This window comes from Micromonospora sp. NPDC023966 (assembly GCF_040639095.1).
Lineage (GTDB): Bacteria > Actinomycetota > Actinomycetes > Mycobacteriales > Micromonosporaceae > Micromonospora.
Genome location: NZ_JBEZZJ010000021.1, coordinates 1 through 16,341, shown reverse-complemented (window position 1 = coordinate 16,341; position 16,341 = coordinate 1). Strand labels below are relative to the sequence as shown.

Annotated in this window: 16 protein-coding genes and 1 pseudogene; 8 read left to right on the top strand and 9 right to left on the bottom strand. The window is 72.8% G+C overall.

Going from position 1 to position 16,341, the window contains the following annotated elements:
• Nucleotides 1-35: 35 nt before the first annotated feature.
• The 9 genes from AB0F68_RS23845 to AB0F68_RS23805 form a co-directional block, all read right to left on the bottom strand.
• Complete coding sequence (locus tag AB0F68_RS23845; RefSeq protein ID WP_357341836.1) at nt 36-1,799, bottom strand: thiamine pyrophosphate-binding protein; 1,764 nt, start codon at nt 1,797-1,799, stop codon at nt 36-38.
• Nucleotides 1,796-2,455 carry an isochorismatase family protein gene (locus tag AB0F68_RS23840; RefSeq protein WP_357341824.1) on the bottom strand — a complete coding sequence of 220 codons (660 nt, stop codon included), beginning with the start codon at nt 2,453-2,455 and terminating at the stop codon, nt 1,796-1,798. The genes AB0F68_RS23845 and AB0F68_RS23840 overlap by 4 nt, the downstream gene beginning before the upstream one ends.
• Nucleotides 2,452-3,933 carry an aldehyde dehydrogenase family protein gene (locus AB0F68_RS23835; protein WP_357341822.1) on the bottom strand — a complete coding sequence of 494 codons (1,482 nt, stop codon included), beginning with the start codon at nt 3,931-3,933 and terminating at the stop codon, nt 2,452-2,454. The genes AB0F68_RS23840 and AB0F68_RS23835 overlap by 4 nt, the downstream gene beginning before the upstream one ends.
• 22 nt (nt 3,934-3,955) lie before the next feature.
• Complete coding sequence (locus tag AB0F68_RS23830; protein ID WP_357341820.1) at nt 3,956-5,764, bottom strand: thiamine pyrophosphate-binding protein; 1,809 nt, start codon at nt 5,762-5,764, stop codon at nt 3,956-3,958.
• Nucleotides 5,761-6,666 (bottom strand): AAA family ATPase, encoded by a 906-nt coding sequence (locus tag AB0F68_RS23825; RefSeq protein ID WP_357341819.1) that lies wholly within the window; start codon nt 6,664-6,666, stop codon nt 5,761-5,763. Before AB0F68_RS23825 ends, AB0F68_RS23830 begins: the two co-directional genes overlap by 4 nt.
• A gap of 12 nt (nt 6,667-6,678) precedes the next feature.
• Complete coding sequence (locus tag AB0F68_RS23820) at nt 6,679-7,746, bottom strand: cupin domain-containing protein (protein ID WP_357341816.1); 1,068 nt, start codon at nt 7,744-7,746, stop codon at nt 6,679-6,681.
• 69 nt (nt 7,747-7,815) lie between these two features.
• Complete coding sequence (locus tag AB0F68_RS23815) at nt 7,816-8,289, bottom strand: isoprenylcysteine carboxylmethyltransferase family protein (protein WP_357341814.1); 474 nt, start codon at nt 8,287-8,289, stop codon at nt 7,816-7,818.
• A complete protein-coding gene (locus AB0F68_RS23810) occupies nt 8,286-9,428 on the bottom strand; it encodes an MFS transporter (protein WP_357341812.1) in 1,143 nt (380 codons plus the stop codon). Before AB0F68_RS23810 ends, AB0F68_RS23815 begins: the two co-directional genes overlap by 4 nt.
• A gap of 27 nt (nt 9,429-9,455) precedes the next feature.
• The gene (locus AB0F68_RS23805; RefSeq protein WP_357341810.1) at nt 9,456-10,451 is read right to left on the bottom strand and encodes a cupin domain-containing protein; all 996 of its coding nucleotides are present in this window, start codon (nt 10,449-10,451) and stop codon (nt 9,456-9,458) included.
• 318 nt (nt 10,452-10,769) lie between these two features.
• Here AB0F68_RS23805 and AB0F68_RS23800 point away from each other — a divergent pair.
• The 8 genes and pseudogenes from AB0F68_RS23800 to pcaC form a co-directional block, all read left to right on the top strand.
• Nucleotides 10,770-11,087, top strand: a pseudogene (locus AB0F68_RS23800) (CoA transferase subunit A); the annotation flags it as partial.
• A 44-nt stretch (nt 11,088-11,131) separates the two neighbouring features.
• Nucleotides 11,132-11,587 (top strand): CoA-transferase, encoded by a 456-nt coding sequence (locus AB0F68_RS23795; protein WP_357341808.1) that lies wholly within the window; start codon nt 11,132-11,134, stop codon nt 11,585-11,587.
• 23 nt (nt 11,588-11,610) lie between these two features.
• Nucleotides 11,611-12,354, top strand: a complete 744-nt coding sequence (locus AB0F68_RS23790; RefSeq protein ID WP_357341983.1) for a CoA-transferase — start codon at nt 11,611-11,613, stop codon at nt 12,352-12,354.
• 160 nt (nt 12,355-12,514) lie between these two features.
• Nucleotides 12,515-13,231, top strand: coding sequence for a protocatechuate 3,4-dioxygenase subunit beta (gene pcaH, locus AB0F68_RS23785; protein ID WP_357341981.1), 717 nt, complete (start codon nt 12,515-12,517; stop codon nt 13,229-13,231).
• Entirely contained in the window at nt 13,224-13,796 is a 573-nt protein-coding gene (gene pcaG / locus AB0F68_RS23780) for a protocatechuate 3,4-dioxygenase subunit alpha (RefSeq protein ID WP_357341806.1), read from the top strand. Before pcaH ends, pcaG begins: the two co-directional genes overlap by 8 nt.
• A complete protein-coding gene (gene pcaB, locus AB0F68_RS23775) occupies nt 13,771-15,114 on the top strand; it encodes a 3-carboxy-cis,cis-muconate cycloisomerase (protein WP_357341804.1) in 1,344 nt (447 codons plus the stop codon). Before pcaG ends, pcaB begins: the two co-directional genes overlap by 26 nt.
• Nucleotides 15,111-15,884: a 3-oxoadipate enol-lactonase gene (gene pcaD / locus AB0F68_RS23770; RefSeq protein WP_357341802.1), complete on the top strand. Its 774-nt coding sequence runs from the start codon at nt 15,111-15,113 to the stop codon at nt 15,882-15,884. The genes pcaB and pcaD overlap by 4 nt, the downstream gene beginning before the upstream one ends.
• 11 nt (nt 15,885-15,895) lie before the next feature.
• Nucleotides 15,896-16,276, top strand: a complete 381-nt coding sequence (pcaC, locus tag AB0F68_RS23765) for a 4-carboxymuconolactone decarboxylase (RefSeq protein ID WP_357341976.1) — start codon at nt 15,896-15,898, stop codon at nt 16,274-16,276.
• Nucleotides 16,277-16,341 lie beyond the last annotated feature (65 nt).

Here is a 16,341-nt window from a genome sequence, read left to right as displayed (position 1 = left end):
GAGTGGGCGCCGGACCGGTTCGGTCCGGCGCCCGTTCACTTGGGCTGGCAGACCACGTCCACGAGGGCCGGCCTCCCGGTGCCGAGCACGTGGTCGGCGGCCCTCCGTACGGCGTCCCGGACCCCTGCCGGGTCGGTCACCGGGCCCTCGGCCCACCAGCCGAAGCCCCGCGCGACGGTGGCGAAATCGGGGGCCGGTCCGTCGATCGCCATCCCGATGCTCGCCCGCTCCATCGGGGTGCCGCGCTGCCGCGCCAGCCGTTCCTGGTGTTCCCAGTCGTTGTAGTAGGCGCGGTTGTTGAACATGACCACGAGCAGCGGCAGCTCGTAGCGGCTCGCCACCCACAGTGCTCCGACGTCGAACATCAGGTCGCCGTCGGGCTGCAGATCCACCACGAGCCGGCCGGTGCCCTTGTGGGCGAGCGCGACGCCCAGCGAGATGCCGATCTGGGTGGCCGTGCCCAGTTGGCGCCCCGGGTGCCGGTACGCCCGGTCGAAGTCCCAGGTCCGCAGTGCCCACTCGGCGGCGGTGCCCGCGGTGAGCACCCAGTCGTGGTCGCGGATGACCTCCCACAACTCGGCGGTCAGCCGGGACGTCGACACCGGCGAGCGGTCGGCCAGCTCGTCGGCCCTGCGTCGCCACCCGTTCCAGGTGGAGCGGTGCATCCCGGTCAGCTCCTCGCGCCAGTCCGTCCGCTCGGCCCGCCGCTCCGGCGAGTCACCGTCGAGGATGCGCCGGCACTCGTCGAGCAACAGGGGCAGCGCTATCGTCGTGTCGGCGGTCACCTGCAAATCGGTCGGCACCAGCTCGGCGTAGTCCTCGCTCCACGAGGAGATCCCGACGTCGTTGAAGCCGAGGTCCAGGACGGTGCAGCCGGCGGCGAGACGCGAGGTGATCCGCCGGGTGGTGGACTCCAGCCGCTGGGTCGCCTTGCCCATGTCCTTCACGTCGACGAAGAGAAGGCAGTTGGCGCGTTCGAGCGCCTCGGAGCCGGTGACGTTGAGGTCGTGGCGGTTCGGGAAGTTCAACCGCCAGTGCGTCTCGATCGCACCGATGCCGACCTCCTCGGCGAGCCGCACGAGCACGTCGAAGGAGCCGGGGTGGCGGCCCGGATAGCCGAGCACCATCACGGGTCGCCGCGCCGCGCAGAGCCGTTCGGCGAGCGCCCGCAGCGCCTGGGGGTCCGGGCCGAGGGGCGAGGGCACCGCCGCGAGTCGGTGCAGGTCGTCCAGGGGTAACGGTTCTGGGACCTGGTCCTCCTGTAGGCCGGCGTCGAGCGCGACGTAGACCGGGCCTCGCGGCTCCTCCCTGGCGATCCGGTGGGCTCGCGCCAGGACGGTGGGCACGGATGCGAGCGACCGGGGTTCGTGGTCCCACTTGGTGTAGGCGCGCACCGCCTCGCCCTGCACGTTGGCCGAGTGGGTCCAGTCGATGTTCGGCCGCCGCCGGGCGTGGTCGGCCGGGCCGGAGCCGCCGAGGACGAGGACGGGCGTGCGGTCGATGTAGGCGTAGTACACGCCCATGGTGCCGTGCAGGAGCCCGACCAGGTCGTGCAGGATCACCGCCATCGGCTCGCCGGTCGCCTTCGCGTAGCCGTGCGCCACGCCCATGGCGATCTTCTCGTGCGGGCACTCGATCATCATGATCTCGTCGCCGCCGTAGTTGACCAGGGAGTCGTGCAGCCCGCGGAACGACGAGCCGGGATTGAGGGCCACGTGTTTGAGCCCGAGCCGGCGCAGGACGTCGACCATGACGTCGGAGCCCCAGACGGGTTCCTCGTACGGGGCGAAGTTGGTCATTGTCCCGCCTCCCTTCGTGGCGGCCGGCTGCGGTCCATCGCCGCCAGTACCTGGTCGACGGTGCGCACTCGGCACACCCGTGGGAAGACATGCTCGGCGAAGAAGTCGCGTTGCGGCTGGCGGCCGGTGAGCCCGTCCCGGACCACCACGATCTGGTAGTCCAGGTCGCGGGCCGCGTAGACGGTCGACGCGACGCCGACGTGGGTGGAGCCTCCGACGACGAGGACGGTGTCGACACGACGAGCCCGCAGCGAGGTGTCCAGGTGCGTGCCGTGGAAGGCCGACCATCGGTGTTTCGGTACGTCGTAGTCCTCCGCACGTTGCCCGAGCTCCGCGAGGGTCCGGTACATCGGAGAGCCCGAGCCGGGCGGTGGGCGCGTCGGCCTCGGGTTGTCCGCCCCGAACGGGCGGTGCTGGTTGTCGACGTCGGTGAGCGTGCGGGCGAAGTCGGCCCCGTCGGCCCGGTGGTCGGCCCGCGCCCACGCGACCATCGCGCCGCGCGACCGGCAGCCGTCCACCAGCCGAGGCACCGGACCGATCACGCCCGCCGCCTCTGCCGCCGGCCGGTAGTGCTCGAGCAGGTCGAAGACGACGAGGGCGGTGCGACCCGGTTCCAGGAGTTCCTCGTCCGGCCCTTCCGGCCGCGTCCCGGTCACCACAGGGTCACCGTCACGGTCTTCTCCCGGGTGTAGGAGACCAGCTCCTCCAGGGAGTTTTCCTTGCCCAGGCCGCTGCTCTTCCAGCCGCCGAACGGGGTGCCGGTGGGGCGTCGGCCGGTGCCGTTTACGTAGACGTACCCGGCCTCCAGTGCGGCGGCCGTCCGGTGTGCGGCCGTGACGTCCCGGGTCCACACGTTGGCGGTGAGGCCGAGCGGCGTGGCGTTGGCGCGGCGTACCACCTCGTCCACGTCACGCCAGGTGAGCACCGACATCACCGGGCCGAAGATCTCCTCGCGGACCACCGTCATGCCGTCGTCGAGGTCGGTCAGCACCGTGGGCTCGACGAAGAAACCGCGCGCCAGGCCGTCGGGCCGGCCGCCGCCGTGGGCGACGGTCGTCCCCTCCCGCCGCGCCGTCTCGAGGTAGCCGAGGACCCGCTCGTGGTGTCCCCGGAACGCCAGCGGCCCCACCTCGGGGTCCGGGTCCATCGGGTCGCCGATGCGCAGCGCCGACAGGCGCGCGACCAGCGCGTCCAGGAACCGGTCCGCGATGTCGGCGTGAACGAAGAGCCGGGAGGTCGAGCCGCAGGACTGGCCGGTGCAGCGGGCGATGTTCATGCCGGCGACCGCCGCCCTGGCGGCCTGTGCCACGTCCACGTCGGGGAAGACGATGATCGGGTTCTTGCCGCCCAGTTCGAGGCTGACATGCTTCACGGCCTCCGCCGCCAGGCGGAGCACCGCGCGTCCGGAGGGGACGGACCCGGTGAAGGCGACGCGGTGCATCTCAGGATGGGCCACGAGGGCGGCGCCGGCGGTCACGCCGCGGCCGGTGACGACGTTGAGCACGCCGGGCGGGAGCACGTCCGCGGCGATCCGGGCGAACTCGAGGGCGGAGAGCGAAGTCTGCGCGCCCGGCTTGAGGACGACGGTGTTGCCGGCGGCCAGTGGCGCGGCCACCTTGCCGGCGGCGAACTTGAACGGGTGGTTGAACGGCACGATGCGGGCCACCACGCCGTACGGCTCGCGGACGGTGTACGAGAGGGTGTCGCGGCTGGGTGGTGCGGTGCTGCCGTTCGTCTGCGGGGCGATGCCCGCGTAGTAGAGGATCTCGGCGACCGCCCCCGACACGTCGCTGAGCATTCCTGCCAGGGGCAGCCCACCGTCGCGTACGTCGAGCCGGGCCAGGTGCTCCGCCTCGGCCTCGATCCGCGCCGCGAGTTCCCGCAGCAGGGCGGCCCGCCGGGCCCACCCGAGGTCACGCCAGTCCGCCGCCGCGGCCCGGGCGGCGGCGACGGCGGGGGTCACGTCCCGTTCGTCGCCGTCGGGGACCGTCGCGATGACGTCCTCGCTGGTCGGGTCCACCGCGTCGATGCGTCCGCCCGCCGCCGCGTCGACCCACGCGCCGCCGATGTGCATCAGCCGGTGCGGCACGGGCGTCGGCCGAGCGCCGTCCCGCTCTGTCACCTGGGTGCTCATATTGCCGCCTTGTTCTGCTCGTTCATCGGGGCGCGACTCGCGCATGGACGATCGCCATCGCGCCCTCCTGCGCCGCGAGTAGCCCGCGCCGCAGGGCCGGCCCCAGTTCGTCCGGATCCTCGACCGGCCCGGTGGCCCAGCACCCGTACGACCGGGCGAGCGCACTGATGTCCACGGCCGGGTCGGCGATCCGCATGCCGATCCAACTGTTCTCGACCGGACGGCCGCGCTGGCGCGCCACCTCGGCCTGGTGCGGCTCGTCGTTGTAGAAGGAACTGTTGTCGTTGACCACGAGCAGGCCGGGCACCCGGTAGTGTGCGGCGGTCCACAGCGCGCCGGAGGCCATCAGCAGGTCCCCGTCCCCGATGATGCCGACCCCGAGTTGGCCGCGGTCCCGCGCGGCGAGGGCGCCGCCGACGAAGGCCGCCGGCCCGTACCCGACCCCGCCGCCACCGGAGTGGCCGAGGTAGGAGCCGGCGCCCGGCAGCTGCCACAACCCCTCCGGCCAGGTTCTGGTGTTGCGCAGGCAGAGCAGGTGGTCCACCTCGCGGACCGCCTGCCACGTCTCGCCGACCAGCCGGGCCGGCGAGATCCGGCGGTCGGCCCAGCGGGCGGCGACCTGCTCGCGCTGCCGCTGCCGCACCCGCGTGGCGCGGGCCGTGGCATCCTTGCGTCGGTCCGCCGCCCTCGCCGGGTCGACCCGTTCGACGAGGGCGTCGTGCAGCAGCCGCAGCCCGAGCAGCGGGTCGCCCAGCAGCTGCACGTCCCGCGGTACCGGAGTGGCGAAGGCGTTGCTCCAGGACCGCAGCCCGAGGTCGCCGTGCGACAGGTCGACGACCACCGGCCCGGTGCCCTGGACGTCCCCGGCCGCCCCGCGAGCCCCGCGCCCCGTCGGACGCAGCAGGGCGGCCAGGTCGACGACGTCCACGGCGAGCACGACGTCCGCCTCGGCCAGGACGCTCCGGTCTCCGGTGCAGTTCTGCCGATGGCCGGTGGGCAGCGCCGTCATGTTCCGGTCGTCGTGGTAGGCCGCTCCCAGCAGTTCGACCAGCGCGGCGAGGGGAGCGGTGGCCGCGGGGTCGAGGGCGATCCGCCCGGCCACCACCAGCGGCCGCCGGGCGCGCGCCAGGACGTCCGCCGCCTGCGCCAGCGCCGCCGGGTCGGGCGCGAAGGCGGGGGCGGGAGCGTGCCGCTGGAGGTCGGGCACCGGCACCGGCCTGTCGAGCCGTTGCTCCTGTACGCCGGCGTCCAGCGAGACGTACGCCGGTCCGCGCGGTGCCGACAGCGCCCGCTGGCGGGCCCGTACGACGTCGGCCGCGAACGCGGTGGCGGTCATCGGCTCGGCGTCCCAGACGACGAAGTCACGTACGAGCTGGGCCTGCGTCGTGGCGGAGTGGATCCAGTCCACCGGCCGGCGCAGAGTCGGGTCGGCCGGTCCGCTTCCACCGAGCAGCAGCAGGGGCGTCCGGTCGCACCAGGCGTTGTACGCGGCCATGGACCCGTGCATGAGGCCGACCAGGTCGTGCAGCGCGGCGACCCCCAGCCGCCCGGTCGCCTTCGCCCAGCCGTGCGCGACCGCCACGGCGATCTCCTCGTGCAGGCAGAGCAGGAACTGGGGGGTCCGGTTGCCGCCGTAGTTGACCACGGAGTCGTGCAGCCCGCGGAACGAGGAGCCCGGATTCATCGGCAGGTACGGCACATCGAGCGCGTGGAGCACGTCGACGACGACGTCGCTGCCCCACTCGGCGGCACCCGCCTGTGGCGGCAGCCCGCCCGGGCGCTCCACCGCTTGACCCGCCCGCCCCAGCCCGCGGTCCGCTGTCGCGGTCACCGTCGGCTCTCCACCGTGGTCGTTACCGCCGCCCGCTCCACGGCGCAAAAGAGGTCCTCCGCCGTGAGTCGCGCGGGGTCCGCGGCCAGCTCCGGGCGCTGGGCCACCGAGGCGAGCACGACCTTGCGGGCGTGCCGGCCGTCGAATCCGGCGCAGCGGCCGGCCAGCTTGGCGTGCAGGGCGGTGTCCTCGGCGAGGTGTCTTAACGGGGGCCAAAGCGCGGCGAGTTCGGCCAGCGACGAGCCGATGATCCGGGCGAGCACCTCCTCGTCCGGCAGGTCGAGTTCCAGCACGAGGTCGGCCCGCGACAGGAAGGCCTCGTCCACCGCGGCGGTGAAGTTCGTCGTCGCCAGCAGGAGCACGTGGGGGCAGGTCGCCCGGAGCGCGTCGAGGCCGGCCAGCACGGCGTCGGTGGCGCGGTGCACGTCCACCGGGTTGGTCTCGAAGGAGGCGGCGCTGCGCCGTACGGCGAGAGCCTCCACCTCGTCGACCAGCACGACGGTGTGCGGGCGGCGGGCCGCGAGTTCGGGCAGTGTCTCGGTGAAGAGTCGGCGCACGGCCCGCTGGCTTTCGCCGAGCATCTCGCTCGGGAAGGAGTGCGGGTCGAGCTCGACGAACGTCGTCGCGCCTCGGCGGGCGACCTGCATCGCGGCGGCCTGGGCCAGCCCCTGACACAGGGTGGTCTTGCCGGTGCCGGGTGGACCGGAGAGCACGATCAGGCCGTGTGGTGGGCCGGAGAGCGATCGCAGCGCCCGGCCGTGCTGGAGCACGAGGACCGCCGTGCCGAGCAGTCGTTCCTTCGTACCGGGCGGCACGATGATCGATTCCCAGGGCCCGTCGTGGTGATCGGCCGGCAGGACGTGGATGCCCGTGATTCCCGGCGGCAGGCGTACGTCGGCCATTCCGTCTCCCGGTCAGGGCCAGGTGGGGCGTTCGAGCGCCGGCCACTGGATGGTGAGCGGGTCGCCGGCCTGTCGGTCCCGGATGTGGGTCGGCGGCTCCTCGAAGAGCACCAGTGGGTCGCAGAGCGCCCGCATCGTCTCGAGCAGGCTGTCGAACATGTGGATCCGGACGACCTTCGCGGTCTTCTCCGGGTCGTCGTTGAAGTGCTGGTGCCAGAGGAAGTGGTCGACGATGATCAGATCACCCTTCTTCCACGGGTGCTCGGTGCCGCCCTCGGGCTCCGTGCCCAGGTAGGTGTGGCCGGACCCGTCCAGGACGTACAGCCACGCCTCGCCGGGATGCCGGTGCATCGACTGCCCGCGGCCCGGTCCGATCTCGAACATGGCCATCGTGATGCCGGATGCCTGGTAGCCGATCGCGCGGTCGAGGAGGAAGGTGGTCCGGGTTCCCCGCGGGGTGTTGATCAGCTCCAGGTCGTCCCAGCTGGTGTGCAGGCGGCCTGCCCGCCGGGTCTGCTGTTCGCGGCCGAGTCGGCGCACCCGGCGCGCGTACGGGTCGTCCCCGGGCAGTTGAGAAGTGTAGTTGGGGCGCCGGGGCAGCTCGGTGAAGGGGGTGTGGCCGGCGTCGTCCAGAACGGACATGCCCATGGTGTCGAGCATCGGCTCGCTGGAGAACGTCAGGTAGCGCGCGGTGGTGGTGCCGTCGTTGCCGGAGCGGTGCCAGGCCCAGGCGGGGATGTGCAGCGAATCGCCGGGGCCCCACTCGATCTGCTCGCCGTCGATCTCGGTCCAGCCCCATCCGGCGACGACCAGGACCATCGCGTCCCACGAGTGGCGGTGGATCGTGGTGGTCGTGCCCGGGTCGAACTCGTGCACCAGGGCGTCCATCGTGCGGGTGGGACGGTCGCCGTCCACGCCGACGTAGACGCCGACGCGGCTGCCGCGCTCGCTGTCGTGCATGACCACGCTGTCGGCGGTGACGACGTCCCGGTGGTTCTGCCGCCAGTCCTCGAGGAACTTGGCGCGGCGGGTCTTCTGGACGTGGTAGTGACTGACGCCTGTCGTCGTTCGGGTCGTCACGAGCTATACCTCCAATGGACTGACCATTGGCTGTACTCTGTCAGCTCGGCGTGGCTTGCACAAGACCACCTACTGCTCGGCGCTACGGCTTCCCGTCCTCGGCCCGGGAATCCACCGGGGCGTGCGTGCGCGGTACTCGTCGTACGCCGCGCCGAACCGCTCGTGCAGCCGCTGCTCGTCCCTGCGCACCCGGTCGGCGAACCACCGCACGTGCCAGCCGAGCAGGCCCGTCGCCAGCGGCGACCGGGTCGAGAGGGCGAGCCCGGACAGGAAGAGCAGGTGGCCGGCGTACATCGGGTTGCGCGTCCAGCGGTAGGGGCCGTCCTCGACGAGGCGCTCGGGCATCCCCTGCGACATGCCGGGCGGCCCACCCGCCCGTGGCAGCCGGTACGCGCCGGCGAGCCGGTAGGCGGCGTAACCGGCCGCCATCAGGGGCAGGCCCGCAACGCCGACCCGCCGACGGCTCACGGCCTGCTCGACCCCGACCACGAGGGGCCAGAGCAGAAAGGTTCGGGTGGAGGTGGACGACAACGACTTCCTCATGGTGGGCCTCCGGTGCCGGACAGGGCGGGGGAGCGGTGAACGAGGGCTGCGGTGGCGGCGATGAGTGCTCCGGCCAACCCCATGGCGACGCCGACCGGGATGAGCGCGACCGCGCCGGCCACCGCCAGCGGGGCGGCGAACAACGCGGCCGCCCGAAACGTCCCGGCGGCCGCGATCGCGCGCTCGTCCGGATGCACCGAGTCGGTGGCCAGGGCGGGACCGACGGTTTGCAGCGCGCCCGCGCCCAGCCCGGACACCGCCAGCAGCGCTGCTGCGGCCCACCACGTCCCCGCCACCGGCGCCACGAGGCCGATCGCCGCTCCGGTGGCGAGGCTGCCCAGCAGGAAGGAACGCACCATCCAGCGATCGCGGACCCGCCCGACGAGGACTGAGCCGACCACTGATGCGCCGTTGGCGACCGACACGAGGACGCCGATCGTGGCGGCGGACTGGCAGGCAGCGTCCAGCATCACCGGCATGTAACTGGAGAGCAGTCCCCGCCAGGCGCCCGCGCTGACGCCGGCCCAGCACCCGACGTCCACACCGGGTCGGCGCCAGATCTGTCCCGGGGTCCGCTCGGGCGGCGGGCGGAACGGCGGTAGGCGGTCGAGCGCCAGCGCGGGCAGCGTGGCGATCCCGGCGATGGCGGCGCCGGCCGCCAGCGCCGTGCGCGGGGAATGCTCCACGAGCACACCGGCGAGGACGGGCCCGGCGAGCAGCCCCAGGCTGGAGCCGAAGTTGATCGTGGCGAGGGCACCGACGGCTGGGCTGTCACCCCGCACCACGTGGGTCTGGCTGCCCGTCCAGAAGCAGGCCCGGGCGATGCCCTGAAGCATCTCCGCGACGGCGAACGGGACGAGCGCGGCCGACGCGACCACGAGTCCGTTCGAGAGGCACAGGGTGGCGGCCGCGGCCACGACGAGGACCCAGTCACCGACCAGCCGCATCGCTGCGCCGAGCACGAGCCGGGTGGCCATCTGGGCGATCGCCGAGATGGCGGTGAGCACGCCGACCTCGACGGCCGAGTAGCCGGAGCGCAGCGCCAGCAGCGGCAGCGCAACCGAGGCGATGCCAAGCGAGCAGGAGAAGACCGCGGCGCCCCCCGCGGACGCGACGATGTCGCGCGGGGGGCGCCGCAAGGTCGGTACGGACCACACGGGGTGTGGTCAGACGGAGGCGGTGCTCAGCTGGTCGGCATCCGGGGTCCGCTCGGAGGCCGGCTCGAAGTAGTGCACCGTGTCGTACCCGAGGTGCTTGAAGACGCGGTTCTGGGCGTTGAAGAGCCGCAGCGGCGTACCGTCCGCCGCGAAGATCTGGCACACGTGATTCTGCGGGACGTAGAGCGTGTCGCCCTGCTTGATCTCGTACCGCTCGGGCTCCAGCGCGATGCGGGCGTAGTACTTCTCGGCGATCTCCGCCTCGACCTCCCACTGCAGCGCGTAGCCCTCGCCGTCGAGCACGTAGTACACCTCGTCGGCCATCTTCCAGTACTTGCCGCTGTGGCCGCCGGCGGGAATGTCGAGCTCGAAGGCGTCGACGCTGAAGATGCGCGCGTCGGTGCGCTCCGGCGAGGACATGACCCGGACCCGCCCGAGTGGAGTGTCCTCCCACGTCGTGTCGGCCGGGGAGATCACCTTCTTGCGCTCCAGGACACCCGGGGTCCAGATCCGCGACCAGTCCTCGCGCGGGCCGAAACGTTCCTCGTCCTCGACCGGGCCGGAGCGGCCCTGCTGGATGAGGCCCATGAACATCCAGGTGCACTTCGCCTTCACGACGAGCGCGACCGCGCGCTCGGAGTACGGGTTGAAGTGCCGGTGCACCGAGTCGGTGTGCACGAAGACCAGGTCGTCCTTGTTCCAGTCGTAGCGCTGGTCGTCGTGGATCTCGTACCCGCGCCCCTCGAGGATGTAGAACGCCGCCTCGTTCTGGTGGCCGTGCCCGTGGTTCGAGGATTCCGCAGGCAGTTCGACGAAGTGCACCTGAATCGTCTGGGTGAGGAAGTCCTCGTCACCCGGGCCGATGCGCCACCAGGTCCGGCTCTTCGCGCTGTCACCCGAGTGTGCGACCTTCGCGTCGTCGACGACGACGCTGTCGTCGCGTACGCGGTCGACCTCCAGCTGCCGGCGCCGGAACTCGTTGAGCCCGTAGGTCTGCGATGTCAAACCCCGTACGAACACGCGCCCGCTCTTGCCCATTGGTCCTCCGGTTCTCGCTGATGGTGCCTGCTCCAGCGGGCACCGACCCGCTCGGATCAGTCACACCGATCCAGCCAGGCGGCTCGTCAGTTCCGCAGCCCGACCGTGCTGGGGGCTACGTCCTACCCAGTCGGGCGTCGGCTAATGGTATTACCTTTGTCAGGTCGCGGCAAGGGTGGCATTGACGGATCGCTGCCCAGGATCGTACGTTCGGGATAAGGACGGCCGTACGCATGACGAACAGCCGGGGACAATGTGGAGTGGTTCCCGGGAGGCGGGAGGCTCATGGCGAAGCTTGTCTCGCTGGCCAAGGGCGTGGCGGACCTGGTCCGCGATGGTGATGTGGTGGCCCTGGAGGGCTTCACCCACCTCATTCCGTTCGCCGCCGGCCACGAGATCATTCGTCAGGGACGACAGGACCTGACCCTGGTGCGGATGACGCCCGACGTCATCTACGACCAGCTCATCGGCATGGGGTGCGCTCGTCGCGTGGTCTTTTCCTGGGGCGGCAACCCGGGCGTCGGGTCTTTGCACCGCTTCCGCGACGCGGTGCAGAACTCCTGGCCGGTGCCGCTCGAGCTGGAGGAACACAGCCACGCGGGCATGGCCAACCGGTACGTGGCCGGCGCCTCCGGCCTGCCGTTCGCGTGCTGCGCGGCTACACCGGCACCGACCTGCCCCGGCACACCGGCACCATCAAGACGATCACCTGCCCGTTCACCGGGGAGGTGCTCACCGCGGTTCCCGCGTTGCGTCCCGACGTCACCGTCGTGCACGCCCAGCGGGCCGACCGGGCGGGGAACGTGCAGATGTGGGGCATCACCGGGGTGCAGAAGGAGGCCGTGCTCGCGGCGCGTCGGTCGCTGGTCACGGTCGAGGAGATGGTCGACCACCTCGAACCCCTACCGGGCCAGGTCGTGCTGCCCACCTGGGCGGTCACCGCGGTGGCCGAGGTGCCCGGTGGCTCGCACCCCTCGTACGCCCAGGGCTACTCGGTCCGCGACAACGACTTCTACCTCCGTTGGGACGCGGTCAGCCGGGACCGGGACACCTTCCGCGACTGGATTGAGCAGCACGTGCTCAGGGCGGACGTGCGACCGTGAGCCCGGAGTGCACGTCCGACGAGATGATGACCGTCGCCGCGGCCCGCCAGCTGCGCGATGGTGCCGCCTGTTTCGTCGGCATCGGCCTGCCCAGCACGGCGGCGAACCTTGCCCGGGCCACCCACGCGCCCACCCTCGTCCTCATCTACGAGTCGGGCTGCCTCGGCGCGAAGCCGGACCGGCTCCCGCTCTCCATCGGCGACGGGATCCTCTCCGACACCGCCGACGCGACGGTCTCCGTGCCCGAGATCTTCAACTACTGGCTGCAGCCCGGCCGGATCGACGTAGGGGTCCTCGGCGCGGCGCAGCTCGACCGGTACGGCAACATCAACACGACGGTGATCGGGGGCGACTACCGCGACCCGAAGGTAAGGCTGCCCGGCGCCGGTGGCGCGCCCGAGATCGCCGCGTCGTGCGGCGAGGTCGTGGTGGTCGTCCGGCAGAGCCTGCGTACGTTCGTCGACCGGGTCGACTTCGTCACCTCGGTCGGGTACGGCAGCGGACCTGGCGACCGGGAACGGCTCGGCCTGTGCGGTGGCGGACCGCGCCTGGTCATCACCGACCTGGGCGTCCTGGAGCCGGACCCGGCCACCTGCGAACTGACCTTGACCCGCCTGCACCCCGGCGTCACCGTCGACCAGGGCCGGGCGGCCACCGGCTGGCGCCTCGCCGTCGCCTCGAGCGTGACGACGAGTGAGCCGCCGACGGAGCACGAGCTCACGGTGCTCCGCGCGCTGGAGGCGACGAAGAGGGGAGCGCCCCGGTGAGCAACGAGGTCTCGACGCCTGCCCGGCAACTGCACCGCCGCGGCGGCAGTCGCCGGCTCGCCACCATCCGCAACAGGGCCAGCCGGCGGCCGGCCCTCGTGCCGCAAGCCTGAGGGAGAGGGCAAGGACCCAAGACATCGCCGGGCGGACCGACAGCGGTCTGCTGTTGCCGCAGTACCGGCGCGACGACGTCGAGGCCCACCCGCCCCTGCTCAGCCCCGGCTACAAGTCGACGGTGCTGCGCTCGCCACGGCAGCCGCTGACCTACTTGCCGCAGCGGTTGACCGAGGTCACCGGGCCGCTGCTCGGCGAGGGTCGGCTCGGCCCGCTGGACCACGACCTGACCCGCCAACACTACGGGGAGCCGCTCGGGCAGCGGATCATCGTGCACGGCCGGGTGCTCGACGGCGACGGCCGCCCGGTGCCGCAGACCCTGGTGGAGATCTGGCAGGCCAACGCCGCCGGCCGGTACCGGCACACCGTGGACAACTGGCCCGCCCCGCTGGACCCGAATTTCGACGGGGTGGGGCGGGTGCTCACCGACGACCAGGGGCGCTACCGCTTCGTCACCATCCAGCCAGGCGCCTACCCGTGGCGCAACCACGACAACGCCTGGCGCCCCGCGCACATCCACTTCTCGCTCTTCGGCCGCGCCTTCGCCCAGCGGCTCGTGACGCAGATGTACTTCCCCGGCGACCCGCTCTTCTTCCAGGACCCGATCTTCAACTCGGTCCGCGATCCCAGGGCGCGGGAGCGGCTGATCGCCCGCTACAACCACGCCGTCACGCAGCCGGAGTGGGCCCTGGCGTACGAGTTCGACATCGTGCTGCGGGGTCGGGAGAGCACCCCCTTCGAGGACGAGGACGACGATGAGTGAACGACTCGGGGTGACCCCCGCCCAGACCGTCGGGCCGTACCTGCACATCGGCCTGCACTGGCCCGACGGCCCTTACGTGGTCCCCGACGGGACGCCGGGTGCGTTCTGGATCCGGGGGCAGGTCTTCGACGGCGCCGGGACTCCGGTCGTCGATGGGACGGTCGAGACCTGGCAGGCGGACCCCGACGGGCGCTTCGACCACCCGGACGATCCGCGCGGCGCCCGGAAGCCGTCCGTGCCCGGCTTCCGGGGCTTCGGGCGCAGTTCCACCGGCGCGGACGGGCGGTACGCGGTCCTGACCGTCAAGCCGGGAGCGCTGCCCGACCCCGACGGCGGCACCGAGGCGCCGCACCTCGACCTGTCGGTCTTCGCCCGGGGCATGCTGCACCGGGTGGTCACCCGGCTCTACTTTCCGGACGAGGCGGCGGCCAACGCGGCCGACCCGGTGCTGCGCAACGTCGACCCCGACCGCCGACATACGCTGCTGGCGGCCGCGGCGCCGGACGGGCTGCGGTTCGACATCCACCTGCAGGGGGAGCATGAGACCGTCTTCTTCGCCGTCTGACGGCCTGCTCGGCGGCCTCTCCGGCGACGCGAGCGTCGACGCCGAGCTCACCGACCGGGCCCTGCTCCAGGCGATGCTCGACGCCGAGGCCGCGCTCGCGGCGGCCGCCGCGGACTGCGAGCTGGCCCCCCGGGCTGCGGCGGAGGCGATCGCCGCGAAGTGCGACGCCGACCGGTACGACCGGGCCGCGCTCGGCCGGGCCGCCGAAAACGCCGGCAACCCGGTCGTCCCGCTCGTCCGGGCGCTGACCGAGGCCGTGCCGGCGGACGCGCGGGCCTGCGTGCACCTCGGCGCGACCAGCCAGGACATCCTCGACACCGCGCTCGTCCTGGTGGCGGTGCGCGCCGCCGGGCCGCTGCTGGGTCACCTCGACGCCGCGGTCGCGGCGGCGGCCCGGCTCGCCGAGGTCCACCGCGACACGGTCATGGTGGGCCGCACCCTCGGCCAGCAGGCCGCGCCCACCACCTTCGGGCTCAAGGCCGCCGGATGGCTGGTCGGCCTCACCGGGGCCCGCGCCCGGCTTCGGCAGGTCCGGGCGGCGCTGCCCGCGCAACTGGGCGGCGCGGTCGGCACCCTTGCCGCCCTAGGACCGGCCGGGCCGGCGGTGGCCGACCGGTACGCCGCGCACCTGGGCCTCGCCGCCGCTCCGCTGCCCTGGCACACCCGCCGCCAACCCCTGCTCGACCTGGCCGCGGCACTCGGCGCCCTGCTGGCGGCGACCGGCAAGGTGGCCGTGGACGTCGGACTGCTCGCCCAGACGGAGGTCGGCGAGGTGACCGAGGGCGGCGCCGGACGGGGCGGTTCGTCGGCGATGCCGCACAAGCACAACCCCGTCGATTCGGTCCTCGTGACAGCCGCGTCCCGGCGGGCGCCCCAACTGGTGGCCACCCTGTTCGGCGCCGCCGTGCAGGAGCACGAGCGGGCCGCCGGCGCCTGGCACGCCGAGTGGGAGCCCCTGCTCGACCTGCTGCACCTGGCCGGCGGCGCGGCCGCCCGTACCGCCCGGATGCTGGACGGGTTGCAGGTCGACCCGGACCGGATGCGGACCAACCTCGACGCGACCGGCGGCCTCGTGCTGGCCGAGGCCGTGTCGGCCCGGCTGGCCCACGCCCTCGGCCGCAGCGGCGCGCACGACGCCGTCGCCCGAGCCACGCGGCGACCCCCGTTCCGCGACGCCCTGCACTCCGATCCCGACGTGCGGGCGCACCTGAGCGAGCCCGAGATCGGTGAGGCACTCGACCCGCACGGCTGGCTCGGCTCGGCGGGGACCTTCGTCGACCGGGCGCTGGCCGCGTACCGGACGAAGGAGACCTCGTGACGTCCCGGCTGCACGCCACCGTGGACGGCCCGGCCGACGCGCCGGTGCTCGTGCTCGGCAGTTCCCTCGGCACGACCGGTGCGATGTGGGCGCCCCAGCTGGCCGCGCTCGCCGCCCGCTACCGGGTTGTCCGGTACGACCACCTGGGCCACGGCGGCTCCGCCGTGCCGGCGGGTCCGTACCGGATGGACCTGCTGGGCCGCGAGGTGCTGGCCCTCCTCGACGACCTGGCCGTGCCGCGGGCGCACTACGCCGGGCTCTCCCTCGGCGGCATGGTGGGCATGTGGCTCGCGGCGCACGCGTCCGAGCGGGTCGACCGGCTGGCGCTGCTCTGCACGTCGGCGTCCCTCGGTCCAGCCGAGGGGTGGCGACAGCGGGCGGCGACGGTCCGGGCGCGCGGGATGGAGGCGATCGCCGACGCCTTGGTGGCCCGCTGGTTCACCCCGCCCTTCGCCGAGTCCCGGCCGGAGGTGGTCGCTGCGCACCGTGCCCTTCTGACCGCCACGCCCGCCCCCGGGTACGCCGGGTGCTGCGAGGCGATCGCCGCGATGGACCTCCGCCCCGATCTGGGCAAGATCGCGGCCCCGACGCTGGTCATCGCCGGCGCAGACGACCCGGCCACGCCCGTGAAACACGCCGACGAGATCGTCGAGCGGATCGCGGGGGCCCGGCTCGCCGTGGTCGACCGGGCGGCGCACCTGGCCACCGTGGAGCAACCGGAGCAGATCGGCCGGATGCTCCTGGAACACTTCGACGAGGAGACACCGTGACGGGCGAGCCGATGGACGACCGTGAGCGCCATGACGCCGGGATGGCGGTGCGGCGGCAGGTGCTGGGCGACGCGCACGTCGATCGCGCCGTCGCCGGCACCGACGAGTTCACCGCCGACTTCCAGGACTTCATCACCCGGTACGCCTGGGGCGAGATCTGGACCCGGCCCGGCCTGGATCGGCGTACCCGCAGCTGTATCACCCTCGCCATCGTCGCCACCCTGCACCACGATGAGGAGCTGGCGATGCACGTGCGCGCTGCGCTGCGTAACGGGTTGACCCCGGAGGAGGTGTGTGAGGTTCTGCTCCAGGTCGGCGTCTACGCTGGCGTACCGGCGGCGAACCGGGCGTTCAAAGTAGCGCAACAGACCCTGCGGCAGGAGGCCGGATGAGCGAGGAGGCGGCGCGGACCCCGGAATTCGTCCAGTCGCTGGAACGCGGGCTGGCGGTCATCCGG

Coding starts and splice junctions, on each gene's coding strand:
- AB0F68_RS23815 (WP_357341814.1), bottom strand. CDS start 8,289: ATGAGGAAGTCGTTGTCGTCCACCTCCACCCGAACCTTTCTGCTCTGG.
- pcaC (WP_357341976.1), top strand. CDS start 15,896: ATGGACGACCGTGAGCGCCATGACGCCGGGATGGCGGTGCGGCGGCAG.
- pcaG (WP_357341806.1), top strand. CDS start 13,224: ATGAGTGAACGACTCGGGGTGACCCCCGCCCAGACCGTCGGGCCGTAC.
- pcaB (WP_357341804.1), top strand. CDS start 13,771: ATGAGACCGTCTTCTTCGCCGTCTGACGGCCTGCTCGGCGGCCTCTCC.
- AB0F68_RS23790 (WP_357341983.1), top strand. CDS start 11,611: ATGATGACCGTCGCCGCGGCCCGCCAGCTGCGCGATGGTGCCGCCTGT.
- AB0F68_RS23845 (WP_357341836.1), bottom strand. CDS start 1,799: ATGACCAACTTCGCCCCGTACGAGGAACCCGTCTGGGGCTCCGACGTC.
- AB0F68_RS23835 (WP_357341822.1), bottom strand. CDS start 3,933: ATGAGCACCCAGGTGACAGAGCGGGACGGCGCTCGGCCGACGCCCGTG.
- AB0F68_RS23825 (WP_357341819.1), bottom strand. CDS start 6,666: ATGGCCGACGTACGCCTGCCGCCGGGAATCACGGGCATCCACGTCCTG.